The organism is Streptomyces thermoviolaceus (genome assembly GCF_045209695.1).
Classification (GTDB): Bacteria; Actinomycetota; Actinomycetes; order Streptomycetales; family Streptomycetaceae; genus Streptomyces; species Streptomyces thermoviolaceus.
Genome location: NZ_CP109280.1, coordinates 1,121,749 through 1,140,307, shown reverse-complemented (window position 1 = coordinate 1,140,307; position 18,559 = coordinate 1,121,749). Strand labels below are relative to the sequence as shown.

The window sequence follows — 18,559 nt, the reverse complement described above, 5'->3', positions numbered from 1 at the left end:
ATGGCCGAGCGCGGACCCGCAGCGGGCCCGCGGTACCGGGGTGATGTCCCGGGCGCCGGCCGGGGAACCACGCGGGGCGCGTCCTCAGAGCAACATCTGAGGTTCGGGGCCGTCCCGTGCGCCGTGGACGGTGGAGCGGCACGGCGAAGGCCCCGTCCGGCGTGCGAACGCCGGACGGGGCCCCTGTGCTCGTGCTGCGCCGGGTGGCTCAGTACAGGTCGGTGTACGTGTTCCAGCCGCCGCCCAGCTTCACGCGGGCCTTGAACTGCCCGCTGGAGTAGGACGAGTAGCGCCACAGCACACCGCTGGAGTCGGCCGCGACCAGGTCGGCGCGGTTGTCGCCGTCCAGGTCGCCGGGCGAGGCCATGGTGCGGTACTGCTGCCAGCCCTTGCCGATCTCCACCTTGGCGGCGAACGGCGCCGAGGCGTTGCCGGTGCCGCGGTACAGGTAGAGCGTGCCGGACGGGGTGCGGGCGACGATGTCGGTGCGTCCGTCACCACTGAAGTCACCCGCGCCGACCAGCATGTCGTAGGCGTTCCAGCCGCCGCCGATCTTGATGGGCGAGCCGAGGGACTGGCCGTCGCCCTTGCCCGGTACCAGGTACAGGTAGCCGGAGCCGTCGCGGGCGAGGAGGTCGCCCTTGCCGTCACCGTTCAGGTCGCCCGGGCCGAGGAACAGGGTGTACTTGCTCCAGCCGCTCGCCATGGACAGACCCGTGGCGGAGTTGTACAGAACCCCGTTGTACCGCTCGATCAGATCGGCGTAGGTGTCGGTGTCCAGGGAGGAGGCGAGAGCCAGGTCGGCACCGGCGAAGCCGCCGGTGGCGCTGGCCTGCTCGCGCGGTGTGAACTGGCCGTTGTTCATCGCGCCGTACCAGTACAGCGTGCCCTTGGAGTCCCGGCCGTACAGCGAGTCCTTGCCGAACCGCGGGACGGCGCCGCTGCCCGCGAACAGGTCGACGAACTCGAAGCCCGTGCCGCTCAGCTGCCGGGCGTAGAAGTTCCCCGACCCGTTGGCCCGGTAGTAGTACAGGTCACCGGACGCGGTGCGGCCGAGCAGGTCGGCCAGGCCATCGCCGTCCGCGTCGTGGGCCGCGACGATCTGGTTGTAGGTGTCCCAGCCGCTGCCGATCTTGACCCGGCCCGCCAGCGGGGCGGAGGTGCTGCCCTGGCCCGCGTAGAAGTACAGGTCGCCGGCGGGAGTGCGGCCGACGACGTCGCCGATGCCGTCGCCGTTCATGTCGCCCATGCCGACCAGCTGGTCGAACATCGACCAGCCGCCGCCGACCAGGACCCGTGCGCGGAACGGGCTCGAGTCGTTGCCCGTCCCCTCGTACAGGTACAGCTCGCCGTCGTAGGTGCGGGCCAGCAGGTCCGGCCTGCCGTCGCCGGTCACGTCGCCGGGCGTGATGACCTTGTTGAACATCTGCCAGCCGGTGCCGTGCCAGACGCGCACCCCGGTGCCGTACGACCCGTTGCTGTGGTACATCGACAGGGTGCCCGTCGGGGTCAGGGTCAGGACCTCCGGCTCCGGGGTGGCGTCCAGGTTGCCCGGGGTGAGGATGTCCTTGGGCATCGGATCGGCGTAGTCGCCGTCGATCGTGTAGTCGCTGAGCTCGCCGGTGCTGCTGAGCCAGGCGTAGGTGTAACCGTCCCAGCCGCGCAGAAGGATGTCGCTGGTGCCGTCGCCGTCGGCGTCGAAGTCCGGGTCGGCGGCGTTGCCGGCCTTGATCGCGTTGCGCACCCGGGGCGCGGACGGCGTCGGCAGGTCGAGCTGGGGCAGGGCGGAGGCCGAACGCTTCGGCACCTCCACCCGGGATACCGGAGCGTCGGCGGCGACCGCCGGGGTGCTGAGCAACATGCCCGCGGCCACCGCGAGGGCGGTGCAGCCGAGCAGACGCGGACGACGCGCCGATCTGGGCATGCGCATGTTGACCATTGGGCCCCCCTGTTCATGGTGAGTACGGGCGAGCTGACGACGTTTCAGCCGCCCGTGAGTGATCGGATTGTATGACACCTGTGAGGAATTTGTGTACACAGGTGTGCATGTGATCCGCGAGACAGGAGGGTGTCCGTGCCGTGGACTCAACTACCTTCTGCAGAGGGTCCGTTCGCGGGCCGGGGCGGGTCAGGGGTCCGCTGTGAGCCTTGCCCGCGTCCTCCTCCCGCGGGCCACCGTCACCTCCGGACCTGCCGCCCGACACGGACACGTGCGAGCCGCGGACGTCACTGCCGCCCGCGGCTCGCACGTGCCGAGCGCTCTAGTTGCGCTGTGCCTGGAGACTCACCTTGTCGGCCAGCCTCTCCGACCATTGCCCCCGGTAGGTGCCCAGGGCGAGCTGGGCCAGGCGCAGCAACTGCACCTCGCCCGTGCCCGCAGGCGGGTAGATGTGGAACGCGTCCCGGAGGTAACGCTCAACAGGGCGATCGGTGAACAGCCCGGACGCGGCATGCAGGTTGAGGCAGTCCCGGGCCGACTGGACAGCCGCTTCCACGTTGAAGTACTTGGCGTTGTACAGCTCCGCGTCACACTTCGCACCCTGGTCCAGAAGATGCGCCGCATGGTAAGCGGTGAGCTCGGCCGTCATGAGCCGGTGTTTCATCTCGCCGAGTTTGAGCTTGATGTTGTGCAGTTCGCCGAGCGGTTTCCCGTACCGCCGCCGTTCTTTGCACAGGGTGACGGCTTCCTCGACCACCGCTTTGTGAATGCCGAGTGCCACCGCCGTCAGATTCGGCCTTCCGTAGAGCACGCTCGACGAGTGGGCCACTCGGAGACCGTCTCCCTCGCAGCCCACAAGATTCTCAGCAGGCACCCGGCAATTCCGGAACAGCAGCTTCCCGAAGCTGAATCCGTGCAGGCCCATCGCGGTTTTGTGTTCGGCGAGCGTCAGTCCGGGTCGGTCCCTCTCCACCAGGAATGCCGACAGGTCCTTGCGCCCTGTGCCGGTTCGGGCCACCACTCCATGGACGTCGCCGATATGCGAGTTCCCCACGTACACTTTGTGGCCGTTGAGGACGTAGTCGTCTCCGTCACGTACCGCGGTGGTGGACATCCCGAGGATATGGCCACCCGACTGTTCCTCCGTGGTCGCGATCGTCGGCAGGCATTCCCCCGACGCGATCCGCGGCAGCCAGGTCTTGCGCTGGGCCTCGCTGCCGAAGTGAATGATCTTGGCCACGCCCAGTATGGAAGCCTGCACCGCGGCGCCCATCGCGCCGCTGACCCGTGAGATCTCCTCGATGATCACGGTCCTGGCGACGTGACCGGCGCCCATGCCGCCGTAGGCCGGGTCCACGGTCACCCCGATCCAGCCCCGCTCGGCGATCCGGCGGACCAGGTCGATCTCCACGCGCCGGCCGGCTTCCATCTCCGGTATCCGGGGCCGCACCTCACGTTCGGCGAACTCCCGTACCTCCTGACGCAGTGCGTCGTGCCGTGGCTCGGTGAAGTACCCCTGCACCAGTCCTCCCCCAGAGACTGCGCTTTCGTGCGGACGCCTGACACATCCGCGACAGTGGTCCTCCGCTGTCAGACAGAACCCAGGTGATTGTCACCTTGGCGATTCGTCTCGGCCAAGATTGCGCGGCTGATTGACGTAAAGACGACCATTGAATCGATCGCTGGTTTCGGTCAGGTGTGAGCGGAGGCAGGGGGACGCACCCATCGTGCGTGGAGTCATGGCAGGTCGTTCGAACTTCGTCCATCAGGCAATGGGCGAGGACATGTCTCCGGGCCCGCTACGAATCGGTCATTGTCGTGACGGGAAGAATAAAGTCTCTTTACCCGGGTAAAGCTCGCTCTTTACCTGGTGAGTCTCTCCTCCATGGCAGGCCGCAGCATCGACCTCGACGGCAGGAGGGAGGAACTCGACGGCGAACATCCCCCGTCCGCTTCGCCGAGTCCCCGAGTGCGATGCGGACAGCATCGGAGTTCATTTCCGGTGACACCGAACCGAGAATGCCGTCGGCCTGCCGCTGCGGCTCGTCGGTCAGCTGTGGCGGCCCGATTCCGGCTCGCGGGCACGCCGAGGACGATGCATCCGCCGCGCCCGCGTGCCGTGCCTTCTGCCCGCGCACCACCGGCCCGCGGACGGACGGCTCAGCGTCCGGCCCGGCGGCCGCGCAGCGCCGGATGGTCCGCGACCACCGTGCACGAGCCGGGGGCGATCTCCGTGAAGCCGGCGTCGCGGACCAACGGCAGAGATCCGTCGGCCAGTTCGCGCCACTGCTCGGGGCTCGCCGTGCGCACGGCGAGCGGGAAACCGGCCTCGCGCCAGGCGGTGCGCTCCTGGTCGGTCAGCTCCCACCAGGCCAGCTGGGCGCCGTGCCCCGCCTGGGCCATCGCCTTGCCCGCGGACATGCTCAGGTCAGGGTTCAGCCACAGCACCGGTGTGTCCGGGGCGGGCTCGGCGGGCGGTTCCGGGTCGTCCAGTTCGGTGCCGGAGACCTGAAGCTTCGCCAGGTCCTTGGGCCAGCCGTCGAGCGGGACCGGCGGATACACGCGGACCTCGGCGCTGGCGCCCGTGACCGTGATGCCGGGCAACGCCTCGGCGCGCCGCCATTCCGCGCCGCGCGCCCGCCGCACCACCTTGCGGATCCGCGCGTCCTGCCAGTCGCGCACGGCCTGCGCCCACTCGCCGGTCCCGGTGGCGCGCTCGTCGGAGAGCAGCACCAGCACCGCGCGGGCCGCGGTCTCCAGCGCGTCGGTGCGGGCCGGGGGATCGGCGCGCTCGATCCGTACCACCAGCGGCAGCACGAACTGCGGCGCCTGGTCCCGGGCGTCAGGCTCGGTGCGGAACGGACTCGTGGCGGCGGCGGTGCCACCGGCGGGGGAGGGGCTGTCGTACGTCACGACCCCCAGTGTGCCAACCGCACCGCACGCCGCCGGACCGCCCCCGGCACCTACCCCGTGTGCGCAGCGCTGGGCGTGGTGTGCACCGGCGGTACGTGGTGCGTATCCACTCGGCGTCGTGTGCCCCGCCAGGGGTGAGTCAGGGGCGTGTCCCGTCGAGGGTGGACCTCGTCAAGGGTGGGCCCCGCCAAAGGTGGGCCCCGCTCAGCCCGAGCAGGCCGTGCGCTGCGCCTCCTGCCACTCGCAGACCGGGCAGAGTGTGACGCCCTTGTACGACTCCGGGTACTCCGTCGGCTCCAGGCACAGCACGCACCGCGCATACGGCGGACCCTCCGCGCGGGGCGGGCGGGTGGCGCCGGTCAGGCAGTAGTCGCCGGTGGGTGCGTCGTCCTCGCTCATGGCTCCAGGGTAGGACGGTCGCCGCGGTCCCTGCTCGGTCGAGCGGGGCCGACGGCCGCGATCGGCCCCGGGGAGCGGCAGATGACGGCAGCCCCGCCGGCCTCTCCTCACAGCTCCCGCCGCGGCAGCGGGCGCGTCGCCGGGCCCTGCAGCAGGCCGCCGTCGGTGGAGAAGCGCGAGCCGTGGCAGGGGCACTCCCAGGTCCGTTCGGCCGCGTTGAACGCCACCAGACAGCCCAGGTGCGGGCAGCGGGCGGACAGCACGTGCAGAGTGCCCTCGTCGTCGCGGTGGACCGCGAGCCGGTCGGTACCGGAGCGGATCACGGCGCCGTCGCCCGGCGCGATCGACTCCACGGGCGGTGCGGGCCGCAGCCGGTCGCCCACGAAATGCCGGGCCACCTCCGCCTGGGCCTTCAGCAGTGCCGGCGCCTGACGAACGGCGGTGCGCAGCCGCCGCGGGTCGTACAGCTCCTGCCAGGGGCAGTCCCGCCCGGTGATGAGCGCGGTGAGCAGCCGGCCGGCCATGATGCCGCCGCTCATCCCCCAGCCGCCGAAGCCGGTCGCCACGTACGTGTTCCTGGCCCCCGGGTGCAGCAGACCCACCATCGGGACGGTGTCGGTGGGGTCGATGTCCTGCGTGGCCCACGACAGGGTCAGGTCCACACCGGGGAAGTGCTCGCGGGCCCAGGCCGACAGGCGGTCGAAGCGGTCGGGCGTGTCCCCGGTGCCCGGTGTGAAGTGCTCACCGGTGACGATCAGCAGCCGCCGCCCGTCCTCGCCGTACGGCGCGGTCCGCACCGAGCGGGTGTTCTCCTCGGGCGTGATGTACATGCCGTCCGGGTCCAGGCCGGCGTCGACCGGACCGGCGACGACCAGTTCCCGGCGCGGGGCCAGCCGGGTGAACAGCAGCGCCCGGTCGAAGACCGGATAGTGCGTGGCGACCACGACATGCCGGGCCCGCACGGTCGCCCCCGACTGCGTCGTCACCCGGCACGGCTCGCCCTCCGTCAACCCGTCCACCAGGGTGTGTTCGTACAGCTGCCCACCGCGCTCCACCAGGTCGGCGGTCAGCGCCAGCAGGAACCGGCGCGGATGGAACTGTGCTTGATCGGCGACCCGAACCGCACCCGCGACCGGGAACGGCAACGGGATCTCGGTGAGGAACTTCGCCGGCAGGCCCGCCTCCCGCGCGGCCTCGGCCTCCGCCCGCACCTCGTCCACCCGGCCCGGATCCCGCACATAGGTGTAGGCGCTGCGCCGCTCCCAGTCGCAGTCGATCTCCAGCTCGTCCACCAGCTCCTCGGCGCGCTCGATCGCCTCGCTCTGGGAGCGGGCGTACAGCCGGGCCGCCTCCGTGTCGCGGGTGCGCCGCAGCGTGTCGTAGATCAGGGTGTGCAGCGCGGTGAGTTTCGCGGTGGTGTGGCCGGTGACGCCCTCGGCCACCCGGCGTGCCTCGAGCACGGCCACGCCCAGTCCCGCCCGGGTCAGCTCCCAGGCGGTGCACAGGCCGGCGATGCCCGCGCCGATCACGGCCACGTCCACGTCCAGGTCCTGGGCGAGCGGGGGGCGGGGCGGCGGTCCGGGAGCCGTCTCGACCCAGTACGAACCGCTGACGCGCCGCCGTGCACGCAGCCGCGTGTGACGCTGTTCCTGCTGCTGTTCGGTCATGCCCGCCGGGTACCCCGGCGGCACCGGCCCGATCGCGGACGCGCCGCGTCGGCAGGGGCACACCCGACGACAACCGGCAGGCGCACCCGCACGAAACCGGCAGCGGCACCCGCACGAGAAGGGGGGCGGAGCCGGTTCCCGCCGGCCCGCCCCCCTTCATGCTGTCGGGGCTGTCGGGCGTCTCAGGTGCGCTGCCGGTCCGTCGGGGAGGTGTGCGAGACGGCGTCGGCGGCCGCGCGGACCGGGGTGACGGAGGCCGGATCGCAGGGCGGGGCGGGGTCGGCGCCGTCGGCCGGGGCCCCGTCCGCCGCCGTGGACGGCGGGGTCGCGGGCGCGGGCTCCTCCAGCCGCCGGGGAGGCTCCGGACGGCCGCGCTCCTCCGCCGACCGCTGGGCCGTGTCCAGGTAGCGCAGCAGCTCCACCGGGAACGGCAGGACCAGTGTGGAGTTCTTCTCGGTCGCCACGGCGGTCACCGTCTGCAGCAGCCGCAGCTGGAGGGCCGCGGGCGTGTCGGCCATCTGCTGGGCGGCCTCGGCCAGCTTCCGGGAGGCCTGCAGTTCGGCGTCGGCGTTGATGATCCGGGCGCGACGTTCCCGGTCGGCCTCCGCCTGGCGGGCCATGGACCGCTTCATCGTGTCCGGCAGCGACACGTCCTTGATCTCCACCCGGTCGACATGCACACCCCACCCGACGGCCGGGCTGTCGATCATCAGCTCCAGGCCCTGGTTGAGCTTCTCCCGGTTGGACAGCAGGTCGTCCAGGTCGCTCTTGCCGATGATCGACCGCAGCGACGTCTGCGCCATCTGGGACACCGCGAACCGGTAGTCCTCCACCTGGATGACCGCGCTCGCCGGATCGACGACCTTGAAGTAGACGACCGCGTCGACCCGCACCGTCACGTTGTCCTTGGTGATGCCCTCCTGGGCGGGTACGGGCAGCGTGACGATCTGCATGTTGACCTTGTGCATCCGGTCCACGAACGGGACGATCGTCGTGAAACCGGGGGGCCGTACGCCGATGTACCGCCCGAGACGCAGGATCACCCCGCGCTCGTACTGCTTGATGACCCGCGCCGCCGCCGCGAGATACACCAGTCCCGCACAGCCCGCGGCGATCACGGCGGTCAGCACGTCCTGAAGCATGACGACTCCTCACCAGTCGTCGGATGCGCCCCGAAGTGCGCCTGCTTCCCACCATAGGCCCGGCCCGAGAAGGCGGTCGAGCCCTCGGACCGGGGCCGCCGGCCGGCGGGCGGTGCGGGACCGCCCGCGCACCGGCCGCCGGCAGCACGGGCGGCGTGCCCGCTACGGTGTGGGTTCCATGACCTTGACCGGTGCGGTGCCGGCGGCGCTGTGCCGCTCGGCCCAGTTCAGCAGGGCCGTACGGCAGGCGTGGTCCAGGTGGTGCAGCCCGGACAGGTGCAGCTCCACGGGTCGGTCGCGGGGCAGCGCCTCCAGGCTGTCCAGGATGCGCGGCAGCCGCAGGAAGGTCGCGTTGCCCGTCAGGTGGGCCTGGATCGGGCCCGCCCCCTTGTCGACGATCTCCAGCTGCACATGGGAGGCCTGCCAGGCGGTCTTGATCACCGACAGGGCCAGTCCGATCAGGACGCCTTCGAACATGTTGACCGCGACGATGGACACCGCCGTGGCCACCAGGATCAGGGCCTCGCCGCGATGGCTGCGCCACAGCGCGGCCACCTGCCGGAAGGGGATCAGCTTCCACCCGGCGTGCAGCAGGACACCGGCGAGAACGGGCAGCGGGATCAGCGCCAGCGCCTGCGGCAGCAGGGCCGCGAACAGCAGCAGCCACACGCCGTGCAGGACCCGGGAGGCCTTGGTGCGGGCACCCGCCTGGACGTTGGCCGAGCTGCGGACGATCACCGCGGTCATCGGCAGCGCCCCGAGCAGGCCGCACACGGTGTTCCCCGCGCCCTGCGCCATCAGCTCCTGGTCGTAGCGGGTGCGCGGACCGTCGTGCAGCCGGTCCACGGCCGCCGCGCTGAACAGGCTCTCCGCGGAGGCGATCAGCGTGAAGGCGATGATCGTGCCGTAGAACGCCGGGTGCGCAAGCCCGCCGAAGGCGTCTGCGTCGGGCGGCTGGATCGCGTCGAGCAGCCCCTCCACCCGCACCGTCTCCACCGGCAGGTCCAGCAGGAGGGTGACGGGCGTGATCAGCAGCACCGCCGCCAGTGCGCCGGGCACGGCACGCACCTGCCGCGGCAGCCGTGGCCACAGCGCCAGCAGGGCGACCGTGACCGCGCCGACCGCGACGGAGGCCTGCGCCGTGGAGCTGCCGAGGACGTCGCCGGCCGCCTTCGGCAGCCCCGCGATCTTGCCGAGGCCGGAGGCCGGGGCGGACAGACCGGCCGCCGCGTACACCTGGCCCGCCATGATCACCAGACCGATGCCGGCCAGCATGCCCTCGACCACGGAGACCGAGATGGCCCGGAACCAGCGGCCCAGCCGCAGTGCGCCCATGGCCAGCTGGAGCAGTCCGGTGCCCAGCACCAGGACGCCGAGCGCGGACAGCCCGTAGCGGTCCACGGCCTCCATCACCAGCACCGTCAGACCGGCCGCCGGGCCGGACACCTGCAGACTGCTGCCGGGCAGCAGCCCGGCGACGATGCCGCCCACGATGCCGGTGACCAGCCCGAGTTCGGCCGGCACACCGGAGGCGACGGCCACGCCGACGCACAGCGGCAGAGCGACGAGGAAGACGACGAACGAGGCGGCGACATCGCGCTTGAGGTGCGGGAACCTGGATATGGCGGTCGTCATGGCGGCGCTCACCGGACCGTGACCGTGCGGGACGCGGCCGTGACCGCGTGACGCGGGGTCGTGACCGTGCGGGACGGGGGCGTGGCCGTGCGGGACGGGGGGCCGGGAACGCGCCGCCTCGGCGGGCTCGGGACACAGGTGGGCCGGAACCGGTCCGCGGCGCGGCGCCCGGATGAGCGGGCGTGATCGACGAGTGGTCGCATACGGGTGTCTCCTCCTGGCACGCGAAGGCGCGTGCCGTCGTGCAGGTCGTGCAGGACTGCGTTGGGGGGCACCACGGCCCGCCCGGGGCCGGAGAACGCGGACGATCCCCCCCGGGCGAGGTGCCATGGCGGTGAAGGCGCTCGGCAGCAGCGGAGCGCCGGCGGACAACGGCCGTCAGAAGCCGTCGGGGGGTCTGCAGAAGCGGGCGTACCCGGTGCCCGGCACGGCGGGCCGGGGGCGCGTCGTGGCCTGTGCCCGACCAGGCGTGTGCGCGGTTGCGAAGAAAGCCGTCGGTGCGAAGAGGCGCAGAGGGAAGGACAGGGTGAGCAGGGGCGCGTGAGAGGGCGCGAGTCGCGCCCTGGCGCGCGGACCTCGGCTCATGCGCTCCCCTTCCGTATCCGGCGCACCTCTACGGCGAACCAACAATTGGTCAAGGAATGGTCAAGCACGACGGTAGCGGCACTGAGTGATTTGCAGGGTTAACGATGTGTTAATGGGGTGAAGACGCCCGAAAAACGCCCCCGAATGGCGTGAATGCGTGCATGCCGGACGTGGGGTCGTTCGCCTGTTCGGATTCCTCGGGCGCCTGTCCCCGGCGCACGGGATCCGCGCCGGTCCGCCGCCGGGCCGAAGGTCCTTCCGCGGATCAGCGGTCCTTCTGCGGGTCAACCGCCTTCGACGAGGCTGTTCGCGTCACGGGCGAGCGCGGTGAGACGCGATATCGCGCGGAAGTACTTCTTCCGGTATCCGCCGGTGAGCATCTCCTCGCTGAACAGCTGGTCGAAGGGGACCCCGGAGGCCAGCACGGGCACCTCGCGGTCGTAGAGCCGGTCCGCGAGCACGACCAGACGCAGCGCCGTCGACTGGTCCGGCACGGGCCGCACCCCGGTCAGGCAGACGGCCGCGATCCCCTCGGTGAGCGCGCCGTAGCGGCTGGGGTGCACCGTGGCCAGATGGTCCAGCAGGTCGGAGAAGGCGTCGAGGGAGGCGTTCGCCGTGGTGTGCGCCGCCTTGGTGACCTGTTCGTCGGTGAACGGCGCCGGTGCCTCGGGCAGACCCCGGTGGCGGTAGTCCTCACCGTCGATGCGCAGCGTGCGGAAGTGCGCGGACAGCCCCTGGATCTCGCGCAGGAAGTCGGCGGCGGCGAACCGGCCCTCGCCGAGCTTGCCCGGCAGCGTGTTGGAGGTGGCGGCCAGCGCCACGCCCGCGTCCACCAGCCGCCCCAGCAGGGTGGAGACGAGCACCGTGTCGCCGGGGTCGTCCAGCTCGAACTCGTCGATGCACAGCAGCCGGTGACCGGAGAGGGTCTCCACCGTCTGCTGGAAGCCGAGGGCACCGACCAGATTGGTCAGCTCCACGAACGTGCCGAACGCCTTGCGCGCGGGCTCGGCCGGCGTGGCGTGCCACAGGGAGGCCAGCAGGTGGGTCTTGCCGACGCCGTACCCGCCGTCGAGGTAGACACCCCGGGGACCGGTGGCGGCCTTGCCCGCCTTCGCCCGGCCCTTGCCGAACCCGAAGAAACCGCGCCGGCCCGAGGGGGCGGCGTCCGCACCGAGCCCGGCGGCGAAGTCCTCCAGCACGCGCACCGCCTCGGCCTGGCTGGGCTGGTTCGCGTCGGGGATGTACGTCGCGAAGCGCACCGCGTCGAAGCGCGGTGGCGGCACCATCTCGGCGACGAGCCGGTCGGCGGGGACGTGCGGTTCGCGGGCGCACAGGGACACGGGACCTGCGCCGGTCAGGGGGTTCAGCCCGGAGGCGGCTGTGGAGGACGACACGATGGTCCATGGTAAGCGGCGTGGAACACTGCACGGCATGCGACGCCTGTTCCCTGTGACCGACGAGACAGCAGCTCACGCCGCGCCGGACGCCCCCGAGACCTTCGGCGGCCGGCTCCCCGGGGCGCGCGAGGACCGGGAGTGGACCCTCGCCGAGCTGGCCGCCGCCTACGCCTACCCGGAGCCGCAGGTCACGGGCGGCCGCCCGTGGCTGCGCGCCAACATGGTGTCCACGCTGGACGGAGCGGCCCAGCACGAGGGCCGCTCGCAGCCCATCTCCAGCGCCGCCGACATGCGGATCTTCGGCACGCTGCGGGCCCTGGCGGACGTGGTCGTGGTCGGTGCGGAGACGGTGCGCCGGGAGGGCTACCGGCCGGCCCGCGCCCGCGCGGAATTCGCCGAGCTGCGCGCGGCCGCCGGGCAGGGGCCGGCGCCGGCGATCGCGGTGGTCAGCACGAGCCTGGACCTGGACTTCTCCCTGCCGCTGTTCACCTCGCCCCTGGTGCCCACGCTGATCCTCACCGGCGCCGGGGCCCCCGCGCAGCGCGTCGCGGAGGCGGAACGGGCGGGGGCCCGTGTGCTGGTCGCCGGTGACGGGGCGGGCATCGACCCGGCCCGCGCCGTGCGGGCCCTGGCCGACGCCGGCCACACCCGGCTGCTCACCGAGGGCGGCCCCCGCCTGCTGGGCCAGCTGGCCGCCGCCGACGTCCTGGACGAGCTGTGCCTGACGATCTCCCCGATGCTCACCGCCGGTGACGCCCAGCGCATCGCCGGCGGCCCGTCGGTCGCGGATCCGCACCGCTTCACCCTGGCCTGTCTGCTGGAGGAGGACGGCTTCCTGTTCACCCGCTACCGGCGGGCCTGAAAGGGCTGCCGACGGGCCTGACCGGGCCGGGGCCGGCTGTCAAAGGCCATGTCCACCCCTGTCCACAGGGTGTCGGCGGATCCGGTCGTCCCGGCAGGACACCTCGGCGGGACACCCCCGGGAGATGTGCTCACCCGGGACCCGCACACCCCCGATCCGACCACCGAGAGGGCGGAAGGGGCGATCCAGACCCGTCGCGGCACCTGTGCGAATTCCGGCCACCGCAGGGCGCGCGCGGGGCAGGATGGTTTCTGCGAGGGCTCGTCCGGCCCACGGAGGCAGCGCTGCAGAAAGGGCGCCTGGTGTTCACAAGCGTGTTGATGATCGAGAAGGCCCTGACGTCCGCCGACGTGGACTTCGTCACCACCCTGCACGGCGACGAGCCGGTCGCCTTCCACGTCCTGCTGCAGCCGCGCGGCGAGCAGGCCGACCGCCTGCTGCGAGCCATCGACGACATCGCGCTCGGCGAGATCGACGAGGCCGCCCACGAGGGCGAGACCCCCGAGGGCGAGGAGGCCAGGAGCGAGGGCGAGAGGGCCCTGGACGTGTCGCTGCGGGCCCTGCGCGCCGCGGGCAGCCGGGCGGAGGGGCGGCTGGTGGAGGACCATCCGCTGGACGCTCTGAAGGGGCTGGTCGACGAGGTGGACGCGGACGAGGTGATCGTGCTGACCGACCCGCACTACGTGGAGGAGTTCTTCCACCGCGACTGGGCCTCCCGGGCCCGGCACAAGGTCGGCGTACCGGTGTTGAAGCTCTTCTCCCACAGCAAGGCATAGGCTGGGGCGGCGCCCCGCGCGAGCGGTGCGCGACCGAGTCGTATCCGAGCACCACCACCTGGGAGAGAAGCGCATGGCACCCGGTCTTCCCACCGCCATGGACCGACCGCACTTCATCGGCATCGGCGGCGCCGGAATGTCGGGCATCGCCAAGATCCTCGCCCAGCGCGGCGCGCAGGTGGCCGGCAGCGACATGAAGGACTCCGCGACCGCCGGTGCGCTGCGGGCGCTGGGCGCCACCGTGCACATCGGGCACGCGGCCGAGCACCTCGCCGAGGACGCCTCCTGCGTGGTGGTCTCCTCGGCCATCCGGCAGGACAACCCCGAGCTGGTCCGCGCGAAGGAGCTGGGCATCCCGGTCGTGCACCGCTCGGACGCGCTGGCCGCGCTGATGCAGGGCCTGCGGCCGCTCGCGGTGGCCGGCACCCACGGCAAGACCACGACCACCTCCATGCTGGCCGTCGCGCTGACCGAGCTGGGCCTGAACCCGTCGTACGCCATCGGCGGCGACCTGGACGCGCCCGGCTCCAACGCGCACCACGGCGAGGGCGAGATCTTCGTCGCGGAGGCCGACGAGTCCGACCGCAGCTTCCACAAGTACGCCCCCGAGGTCGCCGTCGTCCTCAACGTCGAGCTGGACCACCACGCCAACTACGCCTCGATGGACGAGATCCACGAGTCCTTCGAGACCTTCGCCGGCAAGATCGTGCCCGGCGGCACCCTGGTGATCTCGGCCGATCACGACGGTGCGCGCGAGCTGACCGCCCGCCTGGCCGGCCGGGTGAGGACGGTGACCTACGGCGAGGCCGAGGACGCCGACGTGCGGATCCTGTCGGTGGTGCCGCAGGGGCTGAAGAGCGAGGTGACCGTGGTGCTGGACGGCACGGAGCTGACGTTCACGGTCTCGGTGCCCGGCCGCCACTACGCGCACAACGCCGTGGCCGCGCTCGCCGCGGGCGCTGCCCTCGGCGTCCCGGCCGCCGAGCTCGCCCCCGCGCTGGCCGCGTACACCGGGGTCAAGCGGCGTCTGCAGCTCAAGGGCGAGGCCGCGGGTGTACAGGTGATCGACTCCTACGCCCACCACCCGACCGAGATGACCGCCGACCTGGAGGCGATGCGGGGCGCCGCGGACGGCTCCCGGATCCTGGTGGTCTTCCAGCCGCACCTGTTCTCCCGCACCCAGGAGCTGGGCAAGGAGATGGGCGAGGCCCTCGCGCTCGCCGACGCCTGCGCCGTGCTCGACATCTACCCGGCCCGCGAGGACCCGATCCCGGGCGTGACCAGCGACCTGATCATCGAGGCGGCCCGGGCGGCCGGCGCCGACGTCACGGCCGTCCACGACAAGGCCGAGGTGCCCGACGTGATCGCGGGAATGGCGAAGACCGGTGATCTCGTTCTCACCATGGGCGCCGGTGATGTCACGGACCTCGGTCCGCGCATCCTCGACCGCCTGAACGAGAACTGAGACGACACGTGAGGGGCTGAGGGCTCATGCCGTACGAGGTCGAGAAGCCGGACGAGCAGTGGCGCGAGGAGCTGACCCCCGCGGAGTACGCGGTGCTGCGCCAGGCCGCCACCGAGCCCGCCTTCACCGGTGAGTACACGAACACCAAGACCAAGGGTGTCTACTCCTGCCGGGCCTGCGGCGCGGAGCTGTTCACGTCCGAGACCAAGTTCGAGTCGCACTGCGGCTGGCCGTCCTTCTACGACCCGAAGGACGCCGACGCCGTGGAGCTGCTGGAGGACCGCTCGCACGGCATGGTGCGCACGGAGGTCCGGTGCGCCCGCTGCGGTTCACACCTCGGGCACGTGTTCGAGGGTGAAGGGTTCCCCACGCCGACCGACCAGCGGTACTGCATCAACAGCATCTCGCTGCGGCTCACGCCGGCCGAGGACTGAGCGCAGCGGGGCCGCACGGCGGTCGCGCAGGGTGAACGCGGGGACGCGGTCGGCGTTTTGCGGGTCACTTCCACGGTGGGACAATAAGGGACACAGGTGACGTCATGGACGTCACCGTGTCATCGGCAGTCCTGCCGTAACTCCGCAGAGGCGGGTGGAAGACATGAACACAGCCTCGTACGTCGTCCTGGCCGCGGAGCCGCATGCCTGGGGCACCCTGGTCGCCTTCGTCATCGGACTCGTCGTCGTGGTGGGCGGTCTGATCTGGGCTGTCGGGATGGGCATCGGCGTGATGCGCCGGGAGCCCGACCGGCCCGAACCCGAGGAGCAGCCGCACCTGCCCGTCACGGGCGCGATCGAGGAGATCAGCGAGGTGCGCGAGCCGGACGAGGTGCACTGCGACGACGGGGTGCGGCTCATGCCGTACGAGATCCACCGTGCCGGTACCCGGCGCAAGGGCGACCAGCACCGCGAACGCTGGGCGCCGGGCGGCAGCGGAGCCTTCGGCAGCGGCGGTCCCGGCCGGACCTGATCCGCGTCCGGGCGTCCGGCCCACGGGGCGGGCCCTTCGGGGCTCGCCCCGTCGCGCACCCGCCGGCGCCGCACGCCCACCGCCGGGCGGGGCGTGCGCGCGCCCTGCTGCCGCCGATGCGGCCGTCTAGACTCTCCGCACGGCAGCCCGCGTGCACTGGCCGGGGAGCGGGCCGCCACTGCCAGACCCGAAGGGGTATACGGCGTCTTGATACGCATCGACACAGTCACCAAGCGGTACCCGGACGGCACCGTGGCGGTCGACCGACTCTCGCTGGACATCCCGGACCGCTCGATCACCGTCCTGGTCGGGCCGTCCGGCTGCGGCAAGACCACCACGCTCCGCATGATCAACCGGATGGTGGAGCCCACCGGGGGCAGCATCCTCCTCGACGGCGTCGACATCCGGGACCGGCCCGTGACCGAGCTGCGCCGCTCGATGGGGTACGTCATCCAGAACGCCGGGCTGTTCCAGCACCGCACCGTCGTCGACAACATCGCGACCGTGCCCCGGCTGCTGGGCTGGAGCAGGCAGAAGGCCCGGGCACGCGCGGCGGAGCTGATGGAACGCGTCGGCCTGGACGCGTCCTTGGCCAAGCGCTACCCCCACCAGCTCTCCGGCGGCCAGCAGCAGCGCGTCGGCGTGGCCCGGGCGCTCGCCGCCGATCCGCCGGTGCTGCTGATGGACGAGCCGTTCTCGGCCGTCGACCCGGTGGTGCGCAAGGGCCTGCAGGACGAACTGCTGCGGCTGCAGGCGGAGCTGGGCAAGACGATCGTCTTCGTCACGCACGACATCGACGAGGCGGTCAAACTCGGCACGATGGTCGCGGTGCTGCGCACCGGCGGCCGGCTCGCCCAGTTCGCGCCGCCCGCCGACCTGCTCAGCGCCCCCGCCGACGCCTTCGTGGAGGACTTCCTCGGCACCGACCGGGGCATCCGCCGGCTGTCCTTCTTCGGCTCCGCGGCGCTGCGGCTGCGGACCGCCCCGGTCGTCACCGCCGACGCCACCGCCGAGCAGATCGCGGCCGGTGCCGCCGAGGCGCCGTACGTGCTGGTCACCGACGCCGACGGCCGGCCCCTCGGCTGGGCGGATCCGCGGGAGCCGACGGCGGGCCGGATCGACACCGCCCGGCTGCTGCCGCACGGTCGGCCCTTCGTCCACGGCACCGAATCCCTGCGCGCGGCCCTCGACTGCGCGGTGCTCTCCCCGACCGGCTGGGCCGTCGCGGTGGACGAGGCCGGGCGTGCGGTCGGTGTCGTCTCGCAGCAGGCCATCGGCGAGGCGATCCGCGCCGCGCACGGCACGCACCGCGCCGAGGCCGCCGAAGAGGCCGGGGTCACCGGATGAACGGTTTCTTCGACATCCCGAGCGACCTGCAGCACAGCTGGTTCGGCCTGATCGGGCTGCATCTGCGCGAGGCCCTGCTGCCGGTGCTGGCCGGGCTGCTCGCCGCGCTGCCGATCGCCCAGCTGTGCGTGCGCTTCCGCTGGCTGTACCCGCCGGTGCTGGGGCTGACCACGGTCTTCTACGCCATCCCGTCGCTGGCGTTCTTCGTCGTCCTCATCGACTACACCGGTCAGAGCGAGCTGACGGTGATGATCCCGCTGGCCGTCTACAGCCTGGTGGTGCTCGTCCCGGCGATCGTGGACGGGGTGCGCTCGGTGCCGCAGGAGACGCTGGCCGCGGCCACCGCGCTGGGCCTCGGTCCGCTGCGGCGCTATCTGCAGGTGCAGCTGCCGATCGCGGTGCCCGCCATCGTCGCGGGCCTGCGCGTGGCCGCCGTCTCCAGCATCTCCCTGGTCAGCGTCGGCATGCTGATCGGCAATCAGGGAGCGCTCGGCAACCTGCTGCAGGACGCGCGCAACTACCACCGTCCCGAACTGGCGGTGAACTCCGTGGTGACCACGGCGGCACTGGCGATCCTCGTGGACGCGGCCCTGGTCGGCGTCCGCCGGCTGCTGACCCCCTGGATGCCGCGCACCGCACGCCCCGGCGGCCGACGCTCCGCTTCCCGCCCGGCGGATGCGGCCGCGCCCGAGGCACAGGAGGCCGCCCGGTGAACGTCCTGCACTACATGGCCGCCTTCTTCGGCGACGCCGCCCACTGGCACGGCTACGACGGCATCCCCGCACGCCTGGGCGAACACGTCCGGTACTCCCTGCTGGCGCTCGCCCTCGCCACCGCCGTCGCTCTGCCGCTCGGGCTGCTCACCGGTCACTACGGGCGCGGCGGCAACGTCCTCGCCCTCATCGCCACCGCCGGGCGGGCGCTGCCCAGTTTCGGCCTGCTGGTGCTGCTGTTCATCCTGCTCGATTTCGGCCTGGTGCCGGTGATGGTGCCGCTGGTGGTGCTCGCCCTGCCGCCGATCCTGGTGACCACCTACGAGGCGATGCGCTCGGTCGATCCCTCGCCGGTGGACGCCGCCCGGGGCCTGGGGATGGGGGAGGCCCGCGTGCTGTTCCAGGTGGAACTGCCCGTGGCGCTGCCGCTCATCCTCAGCGGGGTGCGCTCGGCGGCGATCCAGATCGTCTCCACCGCCACCATCGCCGCCTACGTCAGCTTCGGCGGGCTGGGCCGGTACATCGTCGACGGCCTCTACCAGCTCGACTACGAGAAGGTCGTGGGCGGTGCCGCACTGGTCGCCGCGCTGGCCCTGGTCACGCTGGGCGTGTTCTGGGCGGCGGGACGGTTCACGGTCTCGCCGGGCGTACGCCACGCGGGCCGCAGGACGTGACCGGCCCCGCGACGCGGCGACCGGTCGCCGGAAAGCTCTTGACCGACCGGGACATGGCTGGATTGGATCAGGAGGCACG

16 protein-coding genes are annotated in these 18,559 nt (G+C 72.1%); 8 read left to right on the top strand and 8 right to left on the bottom strand.

Going from position 1 to position 18,559, the window contains the following annotated elements:
- Positions 1-208: 208 nt before the first annotated feature.
- The 8 genes from OG899_RS05065 to zapE form a co-directional block, all read right to left on the bottom strand.
- A complete protein-coding gene (locus OG899_RS05065; RefSeq protein WP_406310923.1) occupies positions 209-1,939 on the bottom strand; it encodes an FG-GAP repeat domain-containing protein in 1,731 nt (576 codons plus the stop codon).
- 322 nt (positions 1,940-2,261) lie between these two features.
- Entirely contained in the window at positions 2,262-3,461 is a 1,200-nt protein-coding gene (locus OG899_RS05060; RefSeq protein ID WP_189427882.1) for an acyl-CoA dehydrogenase family protein, read from the bottom strand.
- A gap of 638 nt (positions 3,462-4,099) precedes the next feature.
- Positions 4,100-4,852: a peptidyl-tRNA hydrolase gene (locus OG899_RS05055; protein WP_356847296.1), complete on the bottom strand. Its 753-nt coding sequence runs from the start codon at positions 4,850-4,852 to the stop codon at positions 4,100-4,102.
- Positions 4,853-5,056: 204 nt separating this feature from the next.
- Positions 5,057-5,251, bottom strand: coding sequence for a hypothetical protein (locus OG899_RS05050; protein ID WP_125495892.1), 195 nt, complete (start codon positions 5,249-5,251; stop codon positions 5,057-5,059).
- A gap of 107 nt (positions 5,252-5,358) precedes the next feature.
- Positions 5,359-6,918, bottom strand: a complete 1,560-nt coding sequence (locus OG899_RS05045; protein ID WP_406310922.1) for an FAD-dependent oxidoreductase — start codon at positions 6,916-6,918, stop codon at positions 5,359-5,361.
- A gap of 182 nt (positions 6,919-7,100) precedes the next feature.
- Positions 7,101-8,060 carry a slipin family protein gene (locus OG899_RS05040; RefSeq protein WP_406310921.1) on the bottom strand — a complete coding sequence of 320 codons (960 nt, stop codon included), beginning with the start codon at positions 8,058-8,060 and terminating at the stop codon, positions 7,101-7,103.
- Positions 8,061-8,222: 162 nt separating this feature from the next.
- Positions 8,223-9,695 (bottom strand): SulP family inorganic anion transporter, encoded by a 1,473-nt coding sequence (locus tag OG899_RS05035; RefSeq protein ID WP_125495895.1) that lies wholly within the window; start codon positions 9,693-9,695, stop codon positions 8,223-8,225.
- A gap of 869 nt (positions 9,696-10,564) precedes the next feature.
- On the bottom strand, positions 10,565-11,674 hold the full coding sequence (zapE, locus tag OG899_RS05030) for a cell division protein ZapE (RefSeq protein ID WP_125495896.1): 1,110 nt from the start codon (positions 11,672-11,674) through the stop codon (positions 10,565-10,567).
- A 37-nt stretch (positions 11,675-11,711) separates the two neighbouring features.
- Here zapE and OG899_RS05025 point away from each other — a divergent pair, with 37 nt between their 5' ends.
- From OG899_RS05025 to OG899_RS04990, 8 genes are all read left to right on the top strand, one after another.
- Positions 11,712-12,539, top strand: coding sequence for a pyrimidine reductase family protein (locus OG899_RS05025; RefSeq protein WP_406310920.1), 828 nt, complete (start codon positions 11,712-11,714; stop codon positions 12,537-12,539).
- A 320-nt stretch (positions 12,540-12,859) separates the two neighbouring features.
- Positions 12,860-13,315 (top strand): indole-3-glycerol phosphate synthase, encoded by a 456-nt coding sequence (locus OG899_RS05020; protein WP_168130871.1) that lies wholly within the window; start codon positions 12,860-12,862, stop codon positions 13,313-13,315.
- Positions 13,316-13,388: 73 nt separating this feature from the next.
- Positions 13,389-14,780: a UDP-N-acetylmuramate--L-alanine ligase gene (murC, locus tag OG899_RS05015; RefSeq protein ID WP_125495899.1), complete on the top strand. Its 1,392-nt coding sequence runs from the start codon at positions 13,389-13,391 to the stop codon at positions 14,778-14,780.
- A 26-nt stretch (positions 14,781-14,806) separates the two neighbouring features.
- Complete coding sequence (gene msrB / locus OG899_RS05010) at positions 14,807-15,214, top strand: peptide-methionine (R)-S-oxide reductase MsrB (RefSeq protein WP_125495900.1); 408 nt, start codon at positions 14,807-14,809, stop codon at positions 15,212-15,214.
- A 163-nt stretch (positions 15,215-15,377) separates the two neighbouring features.
- Positions 15,378-15,746, top strand: coding sequence for a DUF6479 family protein (locus OG899_RS05005; RefSeq protein ID WP_125495901.1), 369 nt, complete (start codon positions 15,378-15,380; stop codon positions 15,744-15,746).
- 207 nt (positions 15,747-15,953) lie between these two features.
- On the top strand, positions 15,954-17,093 hold the full coding sequence (locus OG899_RS05000) for an ABC transporter ATP-binding protein (protein ID WP_168130872.1): 1,140 nt from the start codon (positions 15,954-15,956) through the stop codon (positions 17,091-17,093).
- Complete coding sequence (locus tag OG899_RS04995; protein WP_125495902.1) at positions 17,090-17,806, top strand: ABC transporter permease; 717 nt, start codon at positions 17,090-17,092, stop codon at positions 17,804-17,806. The genes OG899_RS05000 and OG899_RS04995 overlap by 4 nt, the downstream gene beginning before the upstream one ends.
- Positions 17,803-18,480: an ABC transporter permease gene (locus OG899_RS04990; RefSeq protein ID WP_406310919.1), complete on the top strand. Its 678-nt coding sequence runs from the start codon at positions 17,803-17,805 to the stop codon at positions 18,478-18,480. Before OG899_RS04995 ends, OG899_RS04990 begins: the two co-directional genes overlap by 4 nt.
- The last annotated feature ends 79 nt before the right edge of the window (positions 18,481-18,559 follow it).